The 19,726-nt window shown below is 38.7% G+C and carries 17 protein-coding genes; 3 read left to right on the plus strand and 14 right to left on the minus strand.

Annotation, left to right across the window (positions count from 1 at the left end):
* Positions 1-147 precede the first annotated feature (147 nt).
* The 13 genes from I6N96_RS03515 to map all read right to left on the minus strand — a co-directional run bounded on the left by I6N96_RS03515 (position 148) and on the right by map (position 14,316).
* Positions 148-2,610: a DUF7657 domain-containing protein gene (locus I6N96_RS03515; protein ID WP_209556101.1), complete on the minus strand. Its 2,463-nt coding sequence runs from the start codon at positions 2,608-2,610 to the stop codon at positions 148-150.
* Between the two features lie 11 nt (positions 2,611-2,621).
* Positions 2,622-2,996, minus strand: a complete 375-nt coding sequence (locus tag I6N96_RS03520) for a GtrA family protein (RefSeq protein WP_209556102.1) — start codon at positions 2,994-2,996, stop codon at positions 2,622-2,624.
* Between the two features lie 127 nt (positions 2,997-3,123).
* Positions 3,124-4,071: a glycosyltransferase family 2 protein gene (locus I6N96_RS03525; protein WP_209556103.1), complete on the minus strand. Its 948-nt coding sequence runs from the start codon at positions 4,069-4,071 to the stop codon at positions 3,124-3,126.
* Positions 4,072-4,149: 78 nt separating this feature from the next.
* A complete protein-coding gene (gene rfbD, locus I6N96_RS03530) occupies positions 4,150-4,989 on the minus strand; it encodes a dTDP-4-dehydrorhamnose reductase (protein ID WP_209556104.1) in 840 nt (279 codons plus the stop codon).
* A gap of 427 nt (positions 4,990-5,416) precedes the next feature.
* Complete coding sequence (rfbB, locus tag I6N96_RS03535; RefSeq protein WP_209556225.1) at positions 5,417-6,445, minus strand: dTDP-glucose 4,6-dehydratase; 1,029 nt, start codon at positions 6,443-6,445, stop codon at positions 5,417-5,419.
* A 129-nt stretch (positions 6,446-6,574) separates the two neighbouring features.
* The gene (gene rfbC / locus I6N96_RS03540) at positions 6,575-7,147 is read right to left on the minus strand and encodes a dTDP-4-dehydrorhamnose 3,5-epimerase (RefSeq protein ID WP_209556105.1); all 573 of its coding nucleotides are present in this window, start codon (positions 7,145-7,147) and stop codon (positions 6,575-6,577) included.
* A gap of 14 nt (positions 7,148-7,161) precedes the next feature.
* Complete coding sequence (gene rfbA, locus I6N96_RS03545) at positions 7,162-8,028, minus strand: glucose-1-phosphate thymidylyltransferase RfbA (protein WP_209556106.1); 867 nt, start codon at positions 8,026-8,028, stop codon at positions 7,162-7,164.
* Between the two features lie 123 nt (positions 8,029-8,151).
* On the minus strand, positions 8,152-8,865 hold the full coding sequence (locus I6N96_RS03550) for a glycosyltransferase family 2 protein (protein ID WP_209556107.1): 714 nt from the start codon (positions 8,863-8,865) through the stop codon (positions 8,152-8,154).
* Positions 8,865-9,698, minus strand: a complete 834-nt coding sequence (locus I6N96_RS03555; RefSeq protein ID WP_209556108.1) for a glycosyltransferase — start codon at positions 9,696-9,698, stop codon at positions 8,865-8,867. The genes I6N96_RS03550 and I6N96_RS03555 overlap by 1 nt, the downstream gene beginning before the upstream one ends.
* Entirely contained in the window at positions 9,698-10,480 is a 783-nt protein-coding gene (locus I6N96_RS03560) for a glycosyltransferase family 2 protein (RefSeq protein WP_209556109.1), read from the minus strand. Before I6N96_RS03560 ends, I6N96_RS03555 begins: the two co-directional genes overlap by 1 nt.
* A gap of 556 nt (positions 10,481-11,036) precedes the next feature.
* The gene (locus I6N96_RS03565) at positions 11,037-12,179 is read right to left on the minus strand and encodes a glycosyltransferase family 4 protein (RefSeq protein ID WP_209556110.1); all 1,143 of its coding nucleotides are present in this window, start codon (positions 12,177-12,179) and stop codon (positions 11,037-11,039) included.
* A gap of 137 nt (positions 12,180-12,316) precedes the next feature.
* Positions 12,317-13,231, minus strand: coding sequence for a YihY/virulence factor BrkB family protein (locus I6N96_RS03570; RefSeq protein ID WP_209556226.1), 915 nt, complete (start codon positions 13,229-13,231; stop codon positions 12,317-12,319).
* 320 nt (positions 13,232-13,551) lie between these two features.
* Positions 13,552-14,316: a type I methionyl aminopeptidase gene (map, locus tag I6N96_RS03575; protein ID WP_209556111.1), complete on the minus strand. Its 765-nt coding sequence runs from the start codon at positions 14,314-14,316 to the stop codon at positions 13,552-13,554.
* Between the two features lie 183 nt (positions 14,317-14,499).
* Here map and I6N96_RS03580 point away from each other — a divergent pair, with 183 nt between their 5' ends.
* Positions 14,500-16,542: an LTA synthase family protein gene (locus I6N96_RS03580; RefSeq protein ID WP_209556112.1), complete on the plus strand. Its 2,043-nt coding sequence runs from the start codon at positions 14,500-14,502 to the stop codon at positions 16,540-16,542.
* 287 nt (positions 16,543-16,829) lie between these two features.
* Entirely contained in the window at positions 16,830-17,273 is a 444-nt protein-coding gene (locus I6N96_RS03585) for a flavodoxin (RefSeq protein ID WP_209556113.1), read from the plus strand.
* A gap of 87 nt (positions 17,274-17,360) precedes the next feature.
* Here I6N96_RS03585 and I6N96_RS03590 read toward each other — a convergent pair whose 3' ends face one another.
* Entirely contained in the window at positions 17,361-17,930 is a 570-nt protein-coding gene (locus tag I6N96_RS03590) for a TetR/AcrR family transcriptional regulator (protein ID WP_209556114.1), read from the minus strand.
* Positions 17,931-18,290: 360 nt separating this feature from the next.
* Here I6N96_RS03590 and I6N96_RS03595 point away from each other — a divergent pair, with 360 nt between their 5' ends.
* Complete coding sequence (locus tag I6N96_RS03595; protein WP_209556115.1) at positions 18,291-19,529, plus strand: aminopeptidase; 1,239 nt, start codon at positions 18,291-18,293, stop codon at positions 19,527-19,529.
* Positions 19,530-19,726 lie beyond the last annotated feature (197 nt).

Here is a 19,726-nt window from a genome sequence, read left to right on the forward strand (position 1 = left end):
GAATAAATTCCCCAATGTTTCTCTCTATTACTAACCTTACAGTTTCATATTAATAACTACCTATTTATTTTGCCTTAAAACAGAATATCAAGCAAACACAACTGTTTTATTTAGAAATTACTTGGAGAACCGTTGCTTTCCAAGAAATCAATCACCAATAATCTTGTACACCCTGAACCCATCATCAGAAATATACAGGAATTCTACTTCCTTTTCAAACTCAGGAATACTAGCCACATCATTTACTGTAAATATATACTTAACATCCATCAGCTTCAAATCATCCAATGTGAGATTGACTGAAAACAGATCCGGCCACAATACTTCAAACACACCTTTTTCAGGGTTGTCATTTGAAACAGCATTGATCACGATGTGTGCATAACGATTATACGCTTCTTCGTATTTCTTCTCCGTATCAATTTTTTCCCATAAATCCAGATTTGGATAAACATTTGTAGAATTGATTGTCGGTAATCCAAACATCAACAAGAAATTGTTCATTGGCAAGCCCATGCCCTCAACGATCCACTTTCCTTCATCCTCTTTCTGAATGTTCTTCAGTTCCTTACCAATTTCCATAGTCTCCACAGCATCTGTTGACTGCTGAAGAGGATTCACGGATATCCCGCTGATCAAGACAACTGATCCAATCACAACAGCCACGATTTTAGATTTGTTGTTCATGCTGATCACAAGGAATCCTGACACGAATGCAACAACAAAAATAATGACAAGTAGCACTGGACTATCAAGAAAAACTTGATATAGTTTTTTATTGATGAACACGGCAACTGCCGCATAAATCCCAGCTGCAGCAATTCCCCAAATCGGTTTGATCTTAATTTTACTCAACGCCAATACACGCAGAAGTAAAAATATATTGATCAGCCCGAATGCCAAATACGAACGTCTTGGCTGTGAGCGATTCAGCATTGTCAGCTTTGCAATGATTTCAGGATAACCTAGACACATCCAAATCAAGAAGAAAACACTTAGTCCTATAAGAATGATCATTAGGGTGTCCTTTTTTCTAGACTTGAACATGTAAAACAGACTCAGTAAAATCCCCAATGGGAAGAGATCGAAAAAGAATGCCTGTTCAGAAGCGTTATGAATATCTGTATATTCTCTGAACGGGAAGAATAGATTGGCAAAGCCGCCCCACAAATTCTCCAGCTCAAAACCGCCGCCTGTAACTAGACGGGAACCTGGATATACAGTGTTCATCACTGCATCGATCGTATCTTTGGATGAATAGAAAATGTATCCTATAGCTGCAGCAAAAATAACAGTCATCCAAACGATATTCAATACATCGATCTTCTTAAATTTCAAAATGGACCAGTTCTCTATGATGATCCAAACGGCAAAAGCCAGAATGATATAAGCCATTGGCACCATCCATGAAGGATAGAAGGTCAAAATGAAATTCCCTGCACAAAGCAAAATCACAACAAAATACCATGCTCGTTTTTTGCTATTATCCGTTTTGATATACTTGTCTAAGAATAACAGAGACAGCTGCATTGCGATCAGCATCTCTACTAGCCCGTTAATAGCAAACCACCACTGAACGATTGGTGCAAAGGTAATCAAGATACTCCCCAATACCGCATAAGGCTTATTCCCATTTGTCAGCCACTTCACAAATTCGTAGGTAACTAAGAATAGCACGATCAAACGTCCATACCAGAAAAACGCTAATCCATAGGATGTTCCAAGAAGGACATAACCTAAACTAAACAATCTGAAAATCAGAGTAAGACTAAACGCCGGCTGTCCATAGACAATCGATACATCTGTCAAGGTCCCCCGAATAATACTATTCACGGAAGAATAACCGTCATAAAATTGCGACATGGTAAATGGTGTATTTACAGCCCACTCATCTGAACGAATTGGACGAAACACCCCGGCTAAAAGGCCGTCATTGTCCATTGAAATATAATTTCCCCAAGAACCGAGCGATGAACCGCTTAGTTCAAATAGAACAGCCAATGCAATAAGCCCAGCTGCAACCCAATAACGATGACGATCCACCAAGCCATACAATTTCTTAGGCCCCAAAATAAAGTGGGCAAATATAAATAAGAAACCTATAGCGAGTAAAAATGCCAGTGTCAAAGTACCTCTTGAAAACAGGATGTTCGGTGTTTCAAGATTGACCTCCTTCACTTCAAAGGTCTGGCCTTTAGCAGCACCTAGATCAATTCGCAAGTCAGTGACATAGCTGTCAATAGCGAAGGTAAGTGTTTTCCCGCTAAATGTCCTCTGCATAGATTTCTCTTCTGAAAAATCGCCGCCGTCACTATAATAAATCTTGATATCCACTGGCTGCTCTTCGGCTTCCACGGAAAGCGCCAGCTTTGTTACATAACTATTAACACTATGATAAACCATATAGGCATCATCTGTCTGCGAAGTCAGCTTGCCGTCTTTAGAATCAAAGTCTACATACAGAGGTTCTGCATTTTGAATGTCCAACTCCGGTTTCGTAAAGGAATCGATGATATTTCCAAAACCAATTTGAGAGCCGTAGGCGAAGAAAAGACCTAATAGAACTGAAACCAGCCCAGACACGATCCATTTTAAACTATTCTTTTTCATCAGTTCCTCCCTCATTTTTCCAATAACATATGACGCGCTACAAAATTGAAGACCATGGTTATTCCTGTTGCCAGGAACTTAGCCAACATGTAGTACATACCCAGCCATTCTATTCCCGCATACATGACTGCTTGATTGATCAATAAGCCTATGACAGCTGTAATTAAAAAAATGGCAACCTGTCTTTGCACAGATAAGCCTTCCTTTGCCACAAAAACATACTTCATGCTTGCTGCATAGTTAAAAACCAGTGCCAGAAGAAATGCCACTGTTGCTGCTATGTAAACATTGACTCCCAATAATGATTTCAATACGAAAAGACTAGCGAAGTCAATCGCTGTGGCAATGATACCTACAATGCCAAATCCTATTATTTTATTCAACATACCTAAACTATTTCCTTTCCAGTAATTCAGCCCCAGATCGACAAAAGCAGAAACAGAACACCTTTGTTCAAAGTTCTTTTCTGTTTCTGCTCTTGTTTTCTGTGGATTTGAATTTATGTTGTAAAAATTATTTTTTATACTTTTCCAGCATATTATTACGCCAGTAAATATCATGAAGAGCCAACTCGTAATCTTTCCGAGAATTATTCACAACAGTATCAAGAATCAATCCGGTAATAAACAACAATAGGCCAACTAACATCAGACCAACTGCTAATACAGCGGAAGGAACTTTACTGATGAAGCCCGTACGGATAAATTCGTTGATAACTGGAACCCCCATCAATAGGCTCAGTATCATAAAAATGAATGCTCCCACTGAAAAGAAAAACAATGGTTTATAATTTTTGAACATATTCACAATCGTCATGATTACTTTAAAACCGTCTGACACTGTGTTTAGTTTTGATTCGCTGCCCTCTGGACGATCTCTGTAAACGATTGGGATTTCCTTTAATTTGAATCGTTTATCTAATGCATGGATACTCAATTCCGTTTCAATTTGAAATCCGTTACTCAATACAGGATAGCTTTGAACAAAGTACTTATTGAAGCCTCTATAGCCTGTCATGATATCTTGAATATTACTGCCATACAACATATTGATAGAATTTCTAACAAGGTTGTTCCCAAAGTTATGCATCGGTCGTTTATTCTCATTTGTATAAGTTCCGTTAGATAATCTATCTCCGATGACCATATCTGCTTCTCCATTCACAAGTGCTTCAAGAAGGCTATGGCAAGCTTCTGCCGGATACGTGTCATCCCCATCTACCATCAAATAGTAGTCTGCATCAATATCAAAAAACATTTGTCTTACGACATGCCCTTTCCCTTGACGTGGTTCTTTTTTTACGATTGCCCCAGCTTCTCTGGCTATTTGATTCGTATTATCTGTTGAGTTATTGTCGTAAACATAAATATCTGCTTCCGGCAACTCTTTACGAAAATCTTCAATAACCGTTTTAATCGTCAACTCTTCATTATAACAAGGTATCAAAACTGCAACTTTCATATCCTTCTCCTTCAAATTCGATGATTTATTTACCCTCTAAAAGAAGACCCTGTGTCAGATACATGATCAATCTTTTGGTTAGTTCAAACCAGCCAGCATCTGCTGTAATGCATCCTGCCATGTTGGTATAGTGAAACCAAGGGCTTCTGCTTTGCTTAAATCCATAACAGAATATTGAGGTCGTTTTGCCTTCTGCGGAAATTGACTTGAGTCAACAGGTAGGACTTCAACTGATGTATCCTTCAATATTTCTTTTGCAAATTCATACCAGCTGCAGCTATTTTCATTTGATAAATGATAAATACCGTAATCAGCTTTTTCTTTGATAACAAATGCCATGAATTCTGCCAATGTTCGGGTCCAAGTAGGACGTCCAAACTGATCATTTACGATAGTCAGCTGATCTCTTGTTTCAGCCAATTTTTGCATGGTGAAAACAAAATTGTGCCCATATTTACCAAATACCCATGATGTACGAATAATATAGTACTTACTCATTGTTTCCTGAACGATTTTTTCTCCAAGCAGTTTTGTTCGACCGTATTCATTTTGCGGATTTGTTTGATCATCTGTTTGGTATACGCCATCTTTTTTCGTTCCATCGAAAACATAGTCAGTACTTATGTAAATCAAAACAGCACCAATCTCTTCTGCCGCGGCTGCAACATTTCGTGTCCCGTCAACATTGATCTTCTCATCTAACTCTTTGCCTTCATCTTCTGCCTTATCCACAGCAGTATATGCTGCACAATGATAAATCACTTCCGGTTTAAGATCAGCAATAAATGCTTTTGTTTCCTCTGCATTTGTGATATCCATTTCAGCAGCATCTGTTGAAACGTATGACAAGCCCTGTTCGTCCAGTAAATGACGCAGTTCTGTTCCTAGTTGTCCATTTCCACCTGTAATTAGAATCATGGTATTCTCTCCTTCATTCTTGATTGTTTGAATTATCAGTCCTACGTTTTCAAAACGAAGCACTTCTTTTTTATCAGAAATCCAATGAAATCACTTAGAGCTCTTCAAAAAGAGGTCGAGACAGAAGGTCGCTGTGCCAAGAAGCAAGTAAGAAAAAATGACTGTCAGTTGATCGAAAAGAATCGCTTCTTACACATATGATCATCGGGCAAACCATTTCTTCATCCACTTGATTTTCTCTCTTATCGACATAAGAATCAAATCAACTTATTTTCGATAATGCAACTTCTGTCTCGCTGTCTATTTGCACATAAAACTGCTAGTAAAGTTATAAATCAACAGGTAGATACGTCTACCAGATTCGCTATTGTCAACTGGCGAACCGATTGTCAGCAGTTGTTAGCGGCAATGCTCAGGCACTTCTCTATTACTGCCCGTTCTTCGCATAGTTCGCTTCTACTGCATCTTTTTCTGCTTTCCACCAGTTTTCGTTTTCTGTATACCACTTGATTGTATCAGCCAAGCCTGTACGGAAATCAGTGAACTCCGGCGTCCAGCCTAATTCCTCACGCAATTTCGCAGAATCGATTGCATAGCGCAAATCATGACCCGTACGATCATTCACGTGATCATATGCATCTTTTGGCTGACCCATCAATTCCAAAATCAGTTCAATCACGGTTTTGTTGTCTTCTTCTCCATCAGCACCAATCAAATAAGTTTCGCCGATTCTTCCCTTTGTCAAAACAGCCCAGACAGCAGATGAATGGTCATTGGTATGGATCCAGTCACGTACATTTTTTCCAGCACCATATAGCTTAGGTCTGATTCCACTCAGAACATTTGTGATCTGACGAGGAATGAACTTTTCTATATGCTGATAAGGTCCGTAATTGTTCGAGCAGTTGGAAATCGTTGCTTGTAAATCAAAAGAACGAACCCATGCTTTTACCAAAAGATCTGAGCCAGCTTTTGTTGATGAATACGGGCTTGATGGATTATAAGGAGTTTCCGCAGTAAACTTCTCTCCCGGTCCGTCCCCATGCTCAGGTAAATCTTCACGCAATGGCAGATCTCCGTATACCTCATCAGTTGAAACGTGATGATAGCGTACCTTATGCTTACGGCATGCTTCAATCAATGTATATGTTCCAATGATATTCGTTTGCACGAATGGAAATGGATCATTCAAAGAATTATCATTATGAGACTCTGCAGCGTAATGAACCACAGCATCTGTATCTTTTACCAAGCGATCTACCAATTCAGCATCGGCAATATCCCCCACTACAAGCTCTACTCTGTCAGCGGGCAAGCCAGCAAGATTTTCTTTGTTTCCGGCATAAGTCAATTTATCTAAGACTGTTACATGGACTTCCGGATGATTGTTCACTACATAATGAACAAAGTTAGAGCCGATAAATCCTGCTCCTCCGGTAACAATAATGTTTTTCATCATGAAAGATTCTCCCTTTTCCTTAATTGATTCTTTTAGAGGACAAGTGTCCAATCTATTTGTCTCTAAGAAGACAAAATCGGTCTGTTCTTCTTTTGGCTGTAAATTTAGAAAACAGGTTTCTGCTTTTTAAATTTCACCATAAACAAATGAATTCTCAGCTTCAAATTCTTTCAGCGTTGGATGCTTCTGATCCTTTTCAGACGTGATGGCTTTTTTGATGTCGATCGGCCAGTCAATGCCCAACTCAGGGTCATCAAATGCAATACCGCCATCTGCTTCAGCGCTATAATAGTTATCGCACTTATAAAGGAAGTTCACATCAGGAGTCAAGGTTACAAATCCATGGGCATAGCCCTTTGGTACTAACAATTGACGATGATTATGTTCAGACAAAATATAGCCTTCCCATTCGCCATATGTTGGACTGCCTTTTCTGATGTCTACGATCACATCAAGTACTGCACCAGTTACTACACGAATCAACTTCGTCTGAGCTGCTTCTCCTTTTTGGAAATGCAGACCTCTTAAAACACCCGCTTCACTTGAAAGGGAATGATTATCCTGCACGAAATCAAAGTCCAACCCTTGTGCAGCAAATTTTTCTTTTGAATAGCTTTCAGTAAAGAAACCACGATGGTCGCCAAAAACGTCCATTTCAATAATCTTTACATCTGTTAATTTCGTTTCGATCACTTTCATCTATATACCTCCTGTTAAGCCTCTGCCAGTCTTAATAAGTATTGACCATAACCATTTTTCTTCAACGGCTGAGCAAGCTCAACCAGCTGTTCTTTGGAAATATAGCCCATACGGTACGCAATTTCTTCTAGGCAGGCAACCTTCAGGTTTTGACGTTTTTCAATTGTTTCAATAAACGTAGATGCTTCTAATAAAGATTCATGTGTTCCAGTATCCAACCAGGCAAATCCTCTGCCCATTACTTCTACAGATAACTTGTTTCTTTCAAGATACACCTTATTGACATCTGTGATTTCCAGCTCTCCACGATCGGAAGGCTTGATGTTTTTAGCAATATCCACTACGTCATTGTCATAGAAATACAGACCAGTGACTGCATAGTTTGATTTTGGTTGTTCAGGTTTTTCTTCAATAGAAAGAGCAGTCATATCGTCATCAAATTCAACAACACCAAAACGCTCCGGATCATTCACATGATAGCCGAAAACTGTTGCTCCACTTTCTTTAGAAGCAGCTCTTTGCAGCATTTTAGACAAGCCGCCGCCATAATAGATATTATCTCCAAGTACCAGACATACACTGTCATCACCAATAAATGATTCGCCGATAATGAATGCTTGCGCCAATCCGTCTGGGCTCTCCTGAACAGCATATTCGATATGAATGCCCAAATCTGAACCATCACCTAGTAAATTCTCAAATCTTGGTGTATCCTCAGGTGTGGAAATGATCAAGATCTCCTTGATTCCTGCCAGCATCAATGTTGACATTGGATAGTAGATCATTGGTTTGTCATAAACTGGCATCAATTGTTTAGATGTCGCTTTTGTCAGCGGATATAATCTTGTTCCGCTTCCTCCTGCTAAGATAATTCCTTTCATGGAAAAACTCCTTCATAATTTAATATTTAGTCTTTCTTCTACAGTATACCATCGTACATTATCTCATTAACCTCTAGACTTGTCATGCATTTTCATGATTTATCACGAAATTGTAAAATAAGTCTATTTTTTTAATACAATTCTTTTAAATAGTAGGTACAACAGCGTAGTCCGCCATTTCATCTTTTGCAAAGAACTGGAGCTCGTGGCAATCTCACTAACATTTTCACCATGTCTGCGATAGTAGGTCAGCGGCTTCTCCAGAAATGCACTGCCCTTGGCAGAATCTCCAAGTAATCCGATCCACATATCATGCATAGGTACGTTAGATGGAATAGGCAGTATTTGATCCTTCATCTCTTTTCGAAAGCACATGCCGGCACCGATGTAATTGTTTTTTAAAACATTTGACCAAAAACCGGCTTTTACTTTTCGATACTCAAAGTAAGATGGATAGATTGGCTGCAGCTCTTCATCTACAATGATCAAGTCACTGACAATAACCTGTACATCTGGATGCTGTTCAAAATAGGCGAGGGTCTCAGAAATCTTCTCAGGAAGCCAAACATCGTCCTGATCAGCAAGAAAAATGAACGCTCCTCTACTCTCTTCAATTGCCCGTTCAAAGTTTGCAATCACTCCGGAACGAGGACCTTCGATCAAGCGAATCCGTGAATCCTTTTGAGCATATGCTTTTACAATAGTCTGAGTCTCATCCGTTGAACCATCGTCAGAAATGATCACCTCATCATCTTCCCTCAGCTGAAGCAGAATACTGTTCAACTGCTGTGGAAGGTATTTCTCTCCGTTATATGCAGCTATACATACTGAAATCATTATTTTTCCCTCACTAGCATACGATATTCATGCCACGTTCGTCGCCATATCTTTCTGTTCCTCACAGTAAGAAACTGCTTGACGATCCGCTTCGGCAAATGACTGATATGATGTTGCAGCTTGTCTCTATCATATTTTTGATAAAATAATCGTTCTGCAGAAATAATGGATTCGTAGCGTTCCAAACTGACCTGACTATAGTCCAATACCGAAAGATCATGCGCTAAAATCAAATCCACTACTTCAATTTTTTGATGCTCCTGATACAGCTTCCAGAACAGCCAATGATCCAAGAAGTCCAACGAAAAATCTTCGTTAAACTGACCCACAGCTGACAAACCTTTTTTTGTCAAAACAGTACCGGAATTGATTGCCATCAATCGTTTCTCTGTTCTTCCAATTGCAGGAAACGAAAGCTCTCCCCCCACATACTTATCGCTGAAAACGGGAGAAATCTTTTGACTACCTGAATAAACATTTGGTACAAACGCTCCCACAGCTTCTGTGTCCGACAATGAAGTTATCTTATCCAGATAAGGAAAATCAATTTCGGTGTCTTGATCCAACAGCAGCATAAGCTGAGCCGACAGCTGATTAAACAGCGTCACTCCCTTATTGTAGGCCTTAGCCAATCCCGGATTTTGCGGATCATGGATATAGCACACCTGCTTATTCTTGAATAGAACATCTCCTTGTTCTTCCGGACTATTGTCATACACTAGTAGATGAATGTTTTTTCTTTTCATCACTGCATAATATAAAGCATTATAGCTTGGGCATTCCGTCAGTTTCTTTTTATAAAGAACAAGGACAATCACCAGAGTATGGTCCATCAGAAAAACCTCCAGCCCCATTTATTGAAAAATTTGTACATCGACTGCATAAATATTTTAAATGAAGAAAAGCTTTTATGTGCAGCCTTTTCGTAAATATGCGTGACAGGTTCAAATGGTGTATAAAGAATCTTGAAGCCGGCTTGACCAAATCGTAAACACAGATCATTATCCTCAAAATACATGAAAAAGCGTTCATCAAAACCGCCGATATTGTTATATTTTTCCACATCTATCAGCATGAAACAGCCTGAACCCATCTTAATAAAGCTAGTTTGATCATCAGATAAATCTCTGCACTCATAGTAACTCAATCGTTTATTGAACAGCTTCTTAACAAATCCAAATGGGACAAAGCGCAGCATATAATCAAAGACATCCAGCTTCTGTCTTACTAAATACTGCGTTGTTCCATCTGTATTCAAGACCTTAGGACAGACAACCGCCAGCTCATCATCGGCTTTGATTCTCTCCAACATATTGTCTAAATGTTCTTTAGTCACAAGAACGTCTGGATTAAAAACAATGCCGTATTTTGTCGTTAGTTGACGGAAGATCTCATTGTGCCCGAATCCGAACCCTTTATTTTCGTTACACTGATGTAAAATAATAAATGGTTCATATGTTTTCAGCTTAGCTATGTAGTCATCATCGGAATGATTATCAAAAATATGAATCTCATATTCTGAAGAATCGCCCAACTCTTCTTTAAGATTGTCCAGCACTCTGAATATATGTCTGCTGTTATATGTCACGATGGAAATTGCTGTCTTCTCATTCATTCGTTCAATAAGCTCCTCATATATAAATCCTGTTAAGAAAATGAATTTATAATTATTATTCCTTTATTTATGCTCGGACAACGGTCACTAACTCATAGAGATGGATCAAATATTTTTACAAATAGTCATCTTGATCACCAGATACTTCTCAGCCAATGGCTTTTCCAACCATATGGAAGGGATCGTTTCTCATGTCGAGAAAATTTTAACTGATTCTATGCAGCATACGTTCAATTGTTAAGAATATACTAAAAATCCACCGGTAACTCAATACAATCTGAAATCAATCCTGACTTTGCCTTTTGATATCTGCACCTGTTGCTTTCTGTAAGGCACGCGCCATACTATTGTTTATACCCAACACTATGATGCTCGAAAGGCTCATGCTATTCCCTCATTGAACAAATCAATCATTGCTCCAATAGTTTTCTTGATCACTGTATAACTAAATCAAAATAAACATCGAGACAGAAGTGGCTCTCCGGGAGCTGAACACTTCTGTCTCGACCTCGCTTCTGCCATACAAAGTATATCATAGACACTGATTTTCCAAAAATCAGCGCTTCTTTTTCTTTGAATGCTTTCCAGCATGCTTATCCAATTCCTGTTGCCGAAATTCCTTATTTCCAAATACTCGCAGGATGTACATCAACGGCTGATGATTTTCACCAACCAGTCCAATCAATTCTATAAACAGCTCAAGTCCAATCAAGCTGAAAACTATCAATAGGATAGACGCCAGTTGACTAGCATAGCTGAATAACAATGCAACAAATGAAAATACAAGAGCTAAACCATAAATCGTCATCACTGCACCCTTGTGACTAAATCCGAGTGAAAGCAAACGATGATGCAAATGCATTTTATCGGCTGAAGAAATTGGTCGCTTGTTCATTAATCGTCGAATGATCGCATAGACGGTATCAGTGATTGGTACGCCCAAAATAATCAATGGTGTTATCACTGAAATGAAGGTTGCATTTTTCAAACCTTGTAAGGACATGACCGCAATCATAAACCCTAAAAACAAAGCTCCTGTATCTCCAAGAAAAATCTTGGCAGGATAAAAATTATAAGGAAAGAAACCGATGATACTTGCAACTAAAATGAAAATTACGATTGGAACGTAAATTGTTTTCGCATGTAAAAAGAAGTATCCGACGATCCCAATCGTTGTCAAACTAATGATTGAAACACCTGAAGCTAGTCCATCTAAGCCATCGATCAGGTTGATGGCATTGGTTATGGCAACAATCCAAAAAATCGTTAACGGCAAACTAAACCAACGCAAATCAATCTGGTTGAAGAAAGGCAGCGTAACAAAATCGATTCGAATATCTGCGACAAAGTATATGACTAACGATGCTAAAATAATGCCCAAGGTCTTTTTCGATGGAGAAAGCTCCCAAATATCATCGATCAATCCAGTAGCCACAACAATACCGCTTGCCAGCAAAATAGGTCCGATATATTCGAATGGAATGACTGATTGAAATAGGAAGAGACAGGAAAAACTAAATGAAAAATATATAGCCAACCCACCTGCAGTCGGCATGATCTTCTTATTTATTCTTCGTTCTCCTGGCGCATCATAGGCACCGATTCGAAAAGCCAGCAGCTTGACGATTGGAGTAATGATCAAAGAAATCATGAATGTCAGCAAAAGCCGCAGCATGACCTCATAAATAAACATAGACATAAAAAAGCCCTACTTTCTTAAGGTTCATCGTATATTATACAGAATCAGTCCTGATTTACAAGCTCTATCCAGAGAAGAAGCAGGAAACCGACCCGAGAATTCGCCTCGATCTGTCGGTTCCCTACAGACTAAAATAGTTATTTTTTTACTCTGTTTTTCATTCGTTGAATAGCTTGACGGAACATTCCTTGACGGTCTTCTATTTGCCCGTGTGATAAATAATCCTCCAAAACAGCATTGATGATTCCACCAAGAACGATGATCGTCGAAGCAAAATTCAGCCACAGCATCAAGACAATGAAACTCCCAATAATCTGATAGCCGGAAACTCTGGAACTGAAATAACTAATATAAATACCAAAAACTTGAGACAACAGCAGCCAGCCTACAGTTGCAAATATCGCTCCTGGAAAAACAGAGCGGCTTTTCAGTTTCACATTGGGAACAACAAAATAAATCAAGCTTAATGCCAGAAAAAGACCTAACGCCGTTACCGGCCACTTCAAGGTTTCAAAGGTCGTCACGAAATCGGTTGGAATGTGAATCTTTGTCTCTACCAGATCCAAGATATTCTGACCAAGCCCCAAAATTAGAACTACGCCAACAAGAGCAATCAAGAAAAGAATGATTACAAACAAAGAAATCAAGCGTACTATAATAAAATTCGGTCGCTGATCCACACCAAAAGCTTTATTCATCGCTGTCTGAAGAGCATTGATACTTTGGCTGGCACTCCAAAGCGTCGCTAACGCTGAAACAGACAGCAGCCCGCCGGAGCGTTGTGTCAGCATTGATTTGATTGCAGGCTCAAGATCCTTAAATATAGTTTCAGGAATGATTTCTGCAACATAGGGTAGTACATTATTCGGATTGATTTGCAGGTACGGTAAAAGATTGCCGACAGCAATCAATAGCGGAAACAAAGACAACAATAAATAATATGCTACAACTACTGAAGTGTTTCCTATTTCAGAATCGACCATTCGGTCCTGTGTTGTTTGAATAAATCGAGTAAGCTTTTGATTATTTTTCAATTTATCCAACATCTCTATCTCCCCACTCTCTCTTCGCTTCAAAAAAACTGTCGAAAAATTGAGCGTGGAATAATAATCTACACGATATCTATCCCACCCTCTAAACACGAATAAGCGGCGAACCCCAAGCTACACCTTCCTACTCCTTGGAGTATCCTGCTTTTAGCCCAGCCTCTTCTTTTTAAATCCAATGAATAGCTAGAACAATCCTTTGTCTTCAATGGATTGTCCTATTCACTGTTATTCTTACTACTTATATATTTTGGTACAAAGCAAAACAAGGTCAGAACCTTTCAGCGTTGTGCTCTGCTTCTGTATCTAATTTTTTTCGGATAGTCTTAATACGTCAACTCTTCTCCTTGAGAAGTCAGGATTTTCGGACCGTCTTTAGTAATTGCCAAGGTGTGTTCAAACTGACAGCTTAACCCGCCATCCTGTGTGTAGGCAGTCCAGCCGTTAGGGTCCATCTTCATTCGCCATGTCCCAGTATTTACCATCGGTTCGATCGTAATCACCATACCTTCTTTCAAACGCAGTCCTTTACCAGCTTCTCCATAGTGAGGAACAGATGGACTTTCATGAATAGTCGGGCCAATGCCATGGCCAACAAAATCCCGAACAACAGATAGATTTTCTCCCTCAACATAAGTTTGGATTGCATGACCGATATCGCCGATTCGGTTGCCCACCTGCGCCTGTTCGATCCCTATGTAAAGAGCTTTTTTCGTTACTTCCATCAGGTGATCCAATTCCGGAGTTGATTCGCCGACAACATAAGACCAGCAAGAATCCGACATTGCTCCCTTCAAATCAATACACATATCTACCTTAATCAAATCACCGCTCTTCAAAGGCTTCTTCCTAGGAAAGCCATGGCAAATTTCGTCATTGATACTACAACAAGTTGCATACTTATAGCCTTCATAACCAATCTGTGCAGCGATACCACCATTTTTTTCAATAAAATCTTTTACAAATACTTCAATATCCCAACTGGAAATTCCAGGCTTGATAAATGTTCTTAAGTGACGATGGACATCTGCCAGTAATTCTCCAGATTCATCCATCATTTCAATTTCTCTAGCTGATTTTAATGTGATCATGTTCAATCATCGACTCCTATTTCATAAATAATCTATATCATGTGTAAGTTTAGCATAAAAACAAGAAATAAGTGAACTTTATGATGAAATTGTCGGAATTAATTTGTAACAGTTTTGTAAAAAAGAATAAAGGATTTTTTAACGTTTTTATGGTACCATTTTAAGGATTGGAGGAGTTTAGCGTTGCATATAATATTAACTGTAGTACTTGCATTTTTACTGGTATTTACTACTATTTTACTATTTAGAAAATTATTGTTTGAGGAAAAGAAAACATCCAGTTGGATTTTAAAGACATTGGATAATACTTTCATTATCTGGAGTACTTCATTGTTTTTTTATTCAGTTGTTTTTGGTAAGACCACGGCCTTTATTTCTTCACTGAGCCGCTCCTTTTACCTTCTGCTGAATTTGTTTCTTGCTGTTGCATTTTTGTTAGTGATTGCTTATGTTCAATCCGATAAAATAAAAATGCCGGTAACTGTTAAAAAGAAAGAAAACAGAAGTATTTCAAAAGCTGCAAAATTCCTAATCGGCTTTTATGCTGCCATTATTTTTGTGTCACTGCTGCTCTACACAAGTAGTGCCTGGCTGATAGATACCTTCGGACCGGTCAACATCGACCAATTACTTTATAGTATGCAGAACCTCTCAGGAACCAATACAGATCAAGTCTTTACATTCATTGATAAGCCTTTGATCATATCAGCTGTCATTACTTATTTATTTGTTCGTTTAGTTCAATTCTTCTCAAGTTATTCCTTGAAGTTCGGGAGTGGAAAAAGAGAAGCAAAACAAAAGTCAAAAGCAATCACAAGATTTCTTTTACCGTTTGCTGTTTTTACTACATTTACAGCGTCCGTCTTATTAAGTGTCAATAATGTTGGTTTTGCTCAAATCAAGCTTTATTTTGAAAAGTCTTCTCTATTTGAACGAGAGTACATCGATACAAAAGAAGCTGAACTGACTTTTCCAGAGCAAAAGCGTAACCTGATTTATATTTTCGCTGAATCTATGGAAGCAAGCTATACCAGTGTCGAGCTTGGCGGAAATCAGGAGCACAATTTACTTCAAGAGCTGACAGATCTGCTTGACGAGGGAGCTATCAACTTTTCCAACACAGATAAAGTCGGTGGAGCACAGCAAGTGCCGGGAACAGACTATACAGCTGCTGGAATCGTTTCTCAGACATCCGGTATCCCTTTGAAGGCTCCTACCTCTAATAGAAACAACTTTGGAGATCAAGATTCTTACAGTGATGGTGAAGCATTTCTTCCGGGGATTACTTCTTTAGGAGAATTGCTAGGTGCCCAAGGCTACAACCAATCCTTCGTTATGGGTTCCAATGCCAGCTTTGGCGGTCGTAGAACCTACCTTGAGCAACATGGGGATTATGATATTCTTGATGTTGGAAAAGCTGTAGAGTTAGGGTTGATTCCTTCCGGCTATGTTCAATGGTGGGGCTATGAAGATGAGAAACTTTTTCAATATGCACAAGATGAGGCAACCAGACTTTACGAAGAAGGGGAACCTTTTAATCTGACCATGCTGACTGCAGATACTCATTTCCCTGATGGCTATCTAGCTGATAAACCTACACCTTATGATAATCAATATGCAAATGTTGTTGCGTATTCAAGCAAACAGATTGCGGATTTTATCAAATGGTGCAGCACACAGCCATTCTACGAAAATACAACAATTATTGTTACTGGAGATCATCTAACAATGGATCAGAAATTCATTGATGAGTACCTTCAAGATTATGATCGGACGATTTTCAACCTGTTCATTAATTCACCGATCGATCCGGATTCAGAAAGAGTCAAGAATAGACAATTTACAAGTATGGATCTTTTCCCAACAACATTAGCTAGTTTGAATGTTACAATTGCTGGTGAACGATTAGGTCTTGGAACAAATCTTTTCTCCAATAGAAAAACAATCGTTGAAAACAGTACATTAGAAGATATTCAAAACCAGCTTTCTCAACAATCTGATTTTTATAATGAGCACATCTTGAAATTCGATCCAGATAATTATAAATCTCAAAAAGAAGAGGAAAACTCAACAACTTCAAGTACCACTAAAGCACTTGAAGAAACGGTTGATAGTGTAACTTCAGTAGATGGAGTTGAAGCAAACACTCCAGCAGTCGAGGGTGAACCTACTCCGGAAGTACCTGCTGAAGAAAATGTCGGTGTAGTCGACGCAGTGATTCAATAATTAAAAACAGGGAGGTCATTTATTGGCTTTCCTGTTTTTTTGTAAAAGAGAATAATTATCTGTACATTGGAAAATGTCTCAGCCAAGCAGAATCATCTCGAACAACCGATTTATTACTTATTGTAAAATAAATACACCTACCTCGTAAGCCCAAAGAAACAGCGAATAATCAGGATTCACTCCCTCCTTCTTCTTGTTTCGTTACTCTAAACAGGAGTTTTTGCAATTTACATCTTTAATGACTTTCTGTTATAATCAACCTTGTACTAATTTTGAGGAGGAACAAAATGACCTTAGCTAAAATTGTTTATGCAAGTATGACAGGAAATACAGAAGAAATTGCTGATATCGTTGCAGAAGCATTTGAGAAATTAAATATTGAAGTAGAAATCGATGAGTGCACGCAAGTGGATGCTGAAGATTTTGCTGATGCAGATATTTGTGTTGTGGCTACTTATACTTATGGCGACGGCGAGCTGCCTGATGAAATCGTTGATTTTTATGAGGATTTACAGGAAGTAGATTTAAAAGGTAAAATTTACGGTGTTTGCGGCTCCGGCGATACTTTTTATGAAGAGTATTGTAAATCGATCGATGATTTTGACGCTGTCTTTGCAAAAATCGGTGCAACTAAAGGCGCTGAAAGCGTGAAAGTTGATTTAGCCGCTGAAGAAGAGGATATTCAAAACCTTGAAGCTTTCGCTAAAAAATTAGCAGAAGTAGCTTCTTAATCACTTTACCTATTTTTCTGTCACGATAAGAAAGACCGAACGATTCCCATTAAGGTATCATTCGGTCTTTTTTCGTAGTTATCTAATCTATCTAATATCTATTGGTCTTTCTCGCTCCATGATCGTACGGATACTTTCCTTCATGATGTCCTCGATCTGTTCATCAGTAGGTGTGATGATACCAGATGTCATCAATGAACCAATTCCTGTCGCGACAATCCATGTCCCCATATGTAAAGAATTGATTTGAACCTCATTAAGTGTTTTGTATTCAGAATCCTGCTTCACTGCATTAGAAAAGTAACCATAGGAGAATTCCTGCATTCTCTGTCCGCCGCCGTATTCTTCTAGATAAAGAGCTCGATACAGCTTGCTTTCATTTTTTGCAAAGTGAACGTAGTTTAAGGCTAAGTCCACAATTAGATTTCCTGTATGCTCCACAGGAAACACTTCTGTAGATAGATAATGATGAATCTTATCAAATAGCGCTTCTTTTAAATCATCCATATTTTCAAATTCTAAATAAATTGGTTGAGTTGAACATTTCATTTTTGCTGCAATATTTCTGGCAGTAAACTTGGAAAAACCTTCAGTTGCTACTACTTCATAGGCAGCATTCAGTATTTGGTCTTTTGTGATCGTCTTTTTTCTTGCCATATTCTCAATCCTCTCTACCTATTCTCTAACAAAGCTCCCTGATTCTACACCTAACGTTATTGTAACACGATTACAGATTTCTGCAAAATTCTACTCTTGTTTTTTCATTATTTTATATTCCTTCTTTCTCATTTAGCACATGCGATGTTTCCTCTTTCAATTCAATTGAGTTTGTTTTTTATCCATGTTATGATATTTTAGATTGGAGATAGAGATGACCCTAATACACGAAGAAATAAATTGATTTCAGCTGCAAAAACAGACAAATTTTTTTGATTTCTATGACGTATACTAGAGGCTGTTTTCTACTTCAGAATGCTGAATATTTTTTTAAACCACACTCAATAAGGAGGATGCTTTATGACTTTACCAAACTTTGATAATTTATTACAAAAATATGCTCGTCTGATTTCAGAAATCGGTGTAAATGTACAAAAGGGGCAAACAATTGTACTTCAAATTGCCGTTGATCAAGCACCGCTAGCTAGAGCAATCACCAAAGAAGCTTATGAACTGGGTGCAGCTGAAGTAATTGTTCAATGGACAGATGATGCCATTCAAAGACAATTTCTGACTCACGCAGACCAAAAATACTTAGAATCAGTACCTACTTACAAGGCAGATCAAATCAATGATTGGATCGAACGTGAAGTGAGCAGAATCAACATTGTTTCCTCTAATCCTGATGCTTTAGCCGGTGTTGATCCGGAGCGTGTGGCTTTGTATCAATCAGTTTCAGGGAAATCAATGCTTGGGCTAAGAAAACTGACTCAAGCAAATAAAATCAGTTGGGTCGTTGCGGCGGCTGCCGGATCGGATTGGGCGGCAATGGTCTTTCCAGAGCTGAAATCAAACGATGAACAAGTCGATGCACTTTGGAATCAAATTTTCAAAACGACAAGAGTTTATGAAGAAGACCCTGTTGCCGCTTGGACAAAGCATGATGAATTATTAACTGCTAAAGCTGCCGAGCTGAACAAAGAACAGTTTACTTCCCTTCACTATACTGCTCCTGGAACAGATTTAACGATCGGTTTACCTAAAAATCATATATGGGAAGGCCCGGGAAGTCATAATGCTCGCGGCGACCTCTTCATGGCAAATATGCCTACAGAAGAAGTCTTTACAGCACCTGATTCTCATCGTGTTGATGGATATATTTCCAGTACAAGACCCTTAAGCTATGCAGGTACAACTATTTCCGGTATGAAATTTACCTTCAAGGATGGACAGGTAGTCGATTTCTCAGCTGAAAAAGGACAAGATGTTCTTGAAAGACTGCTGGCAACGGATGATGGGGCAAAACGACTGGGTGAAGTTGCTTTGGTTCCAGATCCTTCTCCTATTTCTCAATCTGGATTGATTTTTTATAATACGTTGTTTGATGAGAATGCATCAAATCATTTGGCTCTTGGCTCCGCCTATGCGTTCAATATCGAAAACGGAACGACAATGAGCGAAGAAGAACTCATTGCTGCCGGTTTGAACCGTAGTCAGACACATGTGGACTTCATGGTTGGATCTGCAAAAATGGATATTGACGGCATTAAAAAAGATGGAACAAAAGTTCCTGTTTTCCGTAATGGAGATTGGGCCTGATTAAAAAAAACGCTGAAAAGCTTTCCTTTGAGAGCTTTCCGGCGTTTTTTTCTATCATTAAAAGGATATTTCTTCCTCTAAAAAGAAATGAGAGCATTGTATCTGAAAATCAAAAACCGCGTTATAATATAAGAGAGATAAAAGGAGGGATTCATCATGGGAATCTGGACAGAAGCCTAATTGTAAGGCTGCTATCA

This window comes from Enterococcus larvae (genome assembly GCF_017830045.1).
GTDB classification, from domain to species: Bacteria; Bacillota; Bacilli; order Lactobacillales; family Enterococcaceae; genus Enterococcus_L; species Enterococcus_L larvae.

Coding starts and splice junctions, on each gene's coding strand:
- I6N96_RS03515 (WP_209556101.1), bottom strand. CDS start 2,610: ATGAAAAAGAATAGTTTAAAATGGATCGTGTCTGGGCTGGTTTCAGTT.
- I6N96_RS03520 (WP_209556102.1), bottom strand. CDS start 2,996: ATGTTGAATAAAATAATAGGATTTGGCATTGTAGGTATCATTGCCACA.
- I6N96_RS03525 (WP_209556103.1), bottom strand. CDS start 4,071: ATGAAAGTTGCAGTTTTGATACCTTGTTATAATGAAGAGTTGACGATT.
- rfbD (WP_209556104.1), bottom strand. CDS start 4,989: ATGATTCTAATTACAGGTGGAAATGGACAACTAGGAACAGAACTGCGT.
- rfbB (WP_209556225.1), bottom strand. CDS start 6,445: ATGAAAAACATTATTGTTACCGGAGGAGCAGGATTTATCGGCTCTAAC.
- rfbC (WP_209556105.1), bottom strand. CDS start 7,147: ATGAAAGTGATCGAAACGAAATTAACAGATGTAAAGATTATTGAAATG.
- rfbA (WP_209556106.1), bottom strand. CDS start 8,028: ATGAAAGGAATTATCTTAGCAGGAGGAAGCGGAACAAGATTATATCCG.
- I6N96_RS03550 (WP_209556107.1), bottom strand. CDS start 8,865: ATGATTTCAGTATGTATAGCTGCATATAACGGAGAGAAATACCTTCCA.
- I6N96_RS03555 (WP_209556108.1), bottom strand. CDS start 9,698: ATGGACCATACTCTGGTGATTGTCCTTGTTCTTTATAAAAAGAAACTG.
- I6N96_RS03560 (WP_209556109.1), bottom strand. CDS start 10,480: ATGAATGAGAAGACAGCAATTTCCATCGTGACATATAACAGCAGACAT.
- I6N96_RS03565 (WP_209556110.1), bottom strand. CDS start 12,179: ATGTCTATGTTTATTTATGAGGTCATGCTGCGGCTTTTGCTGACATTC.
- map (WP_209556111.1), bottom strand. CDS start 14,316: ATGATCACATTAAAATCAGCTAGAGAAATTGAAATGATGGATGAATCT.
- I6N96_RS03585 (WP_209556113.1), top strand. CDS start 16,830: ATGACCTTAGCTAAAATTGTTTATGCAAGTATGACAGGAAATACAGAA.
- I6N96_RS03590 (WP_209556114.1), bottom strand. CDS start 17,930: ATGGCAAGAAAAAAGACGATCACAAAAGACCAAATACTGAATGCTGCC.
- I6N96_RS03595 (WP_209556115.1), top strand. CDS start 18,291: ATGACTTTACCAAACTTTGATAATTTATTACAAAAATATGCTCGTCTG.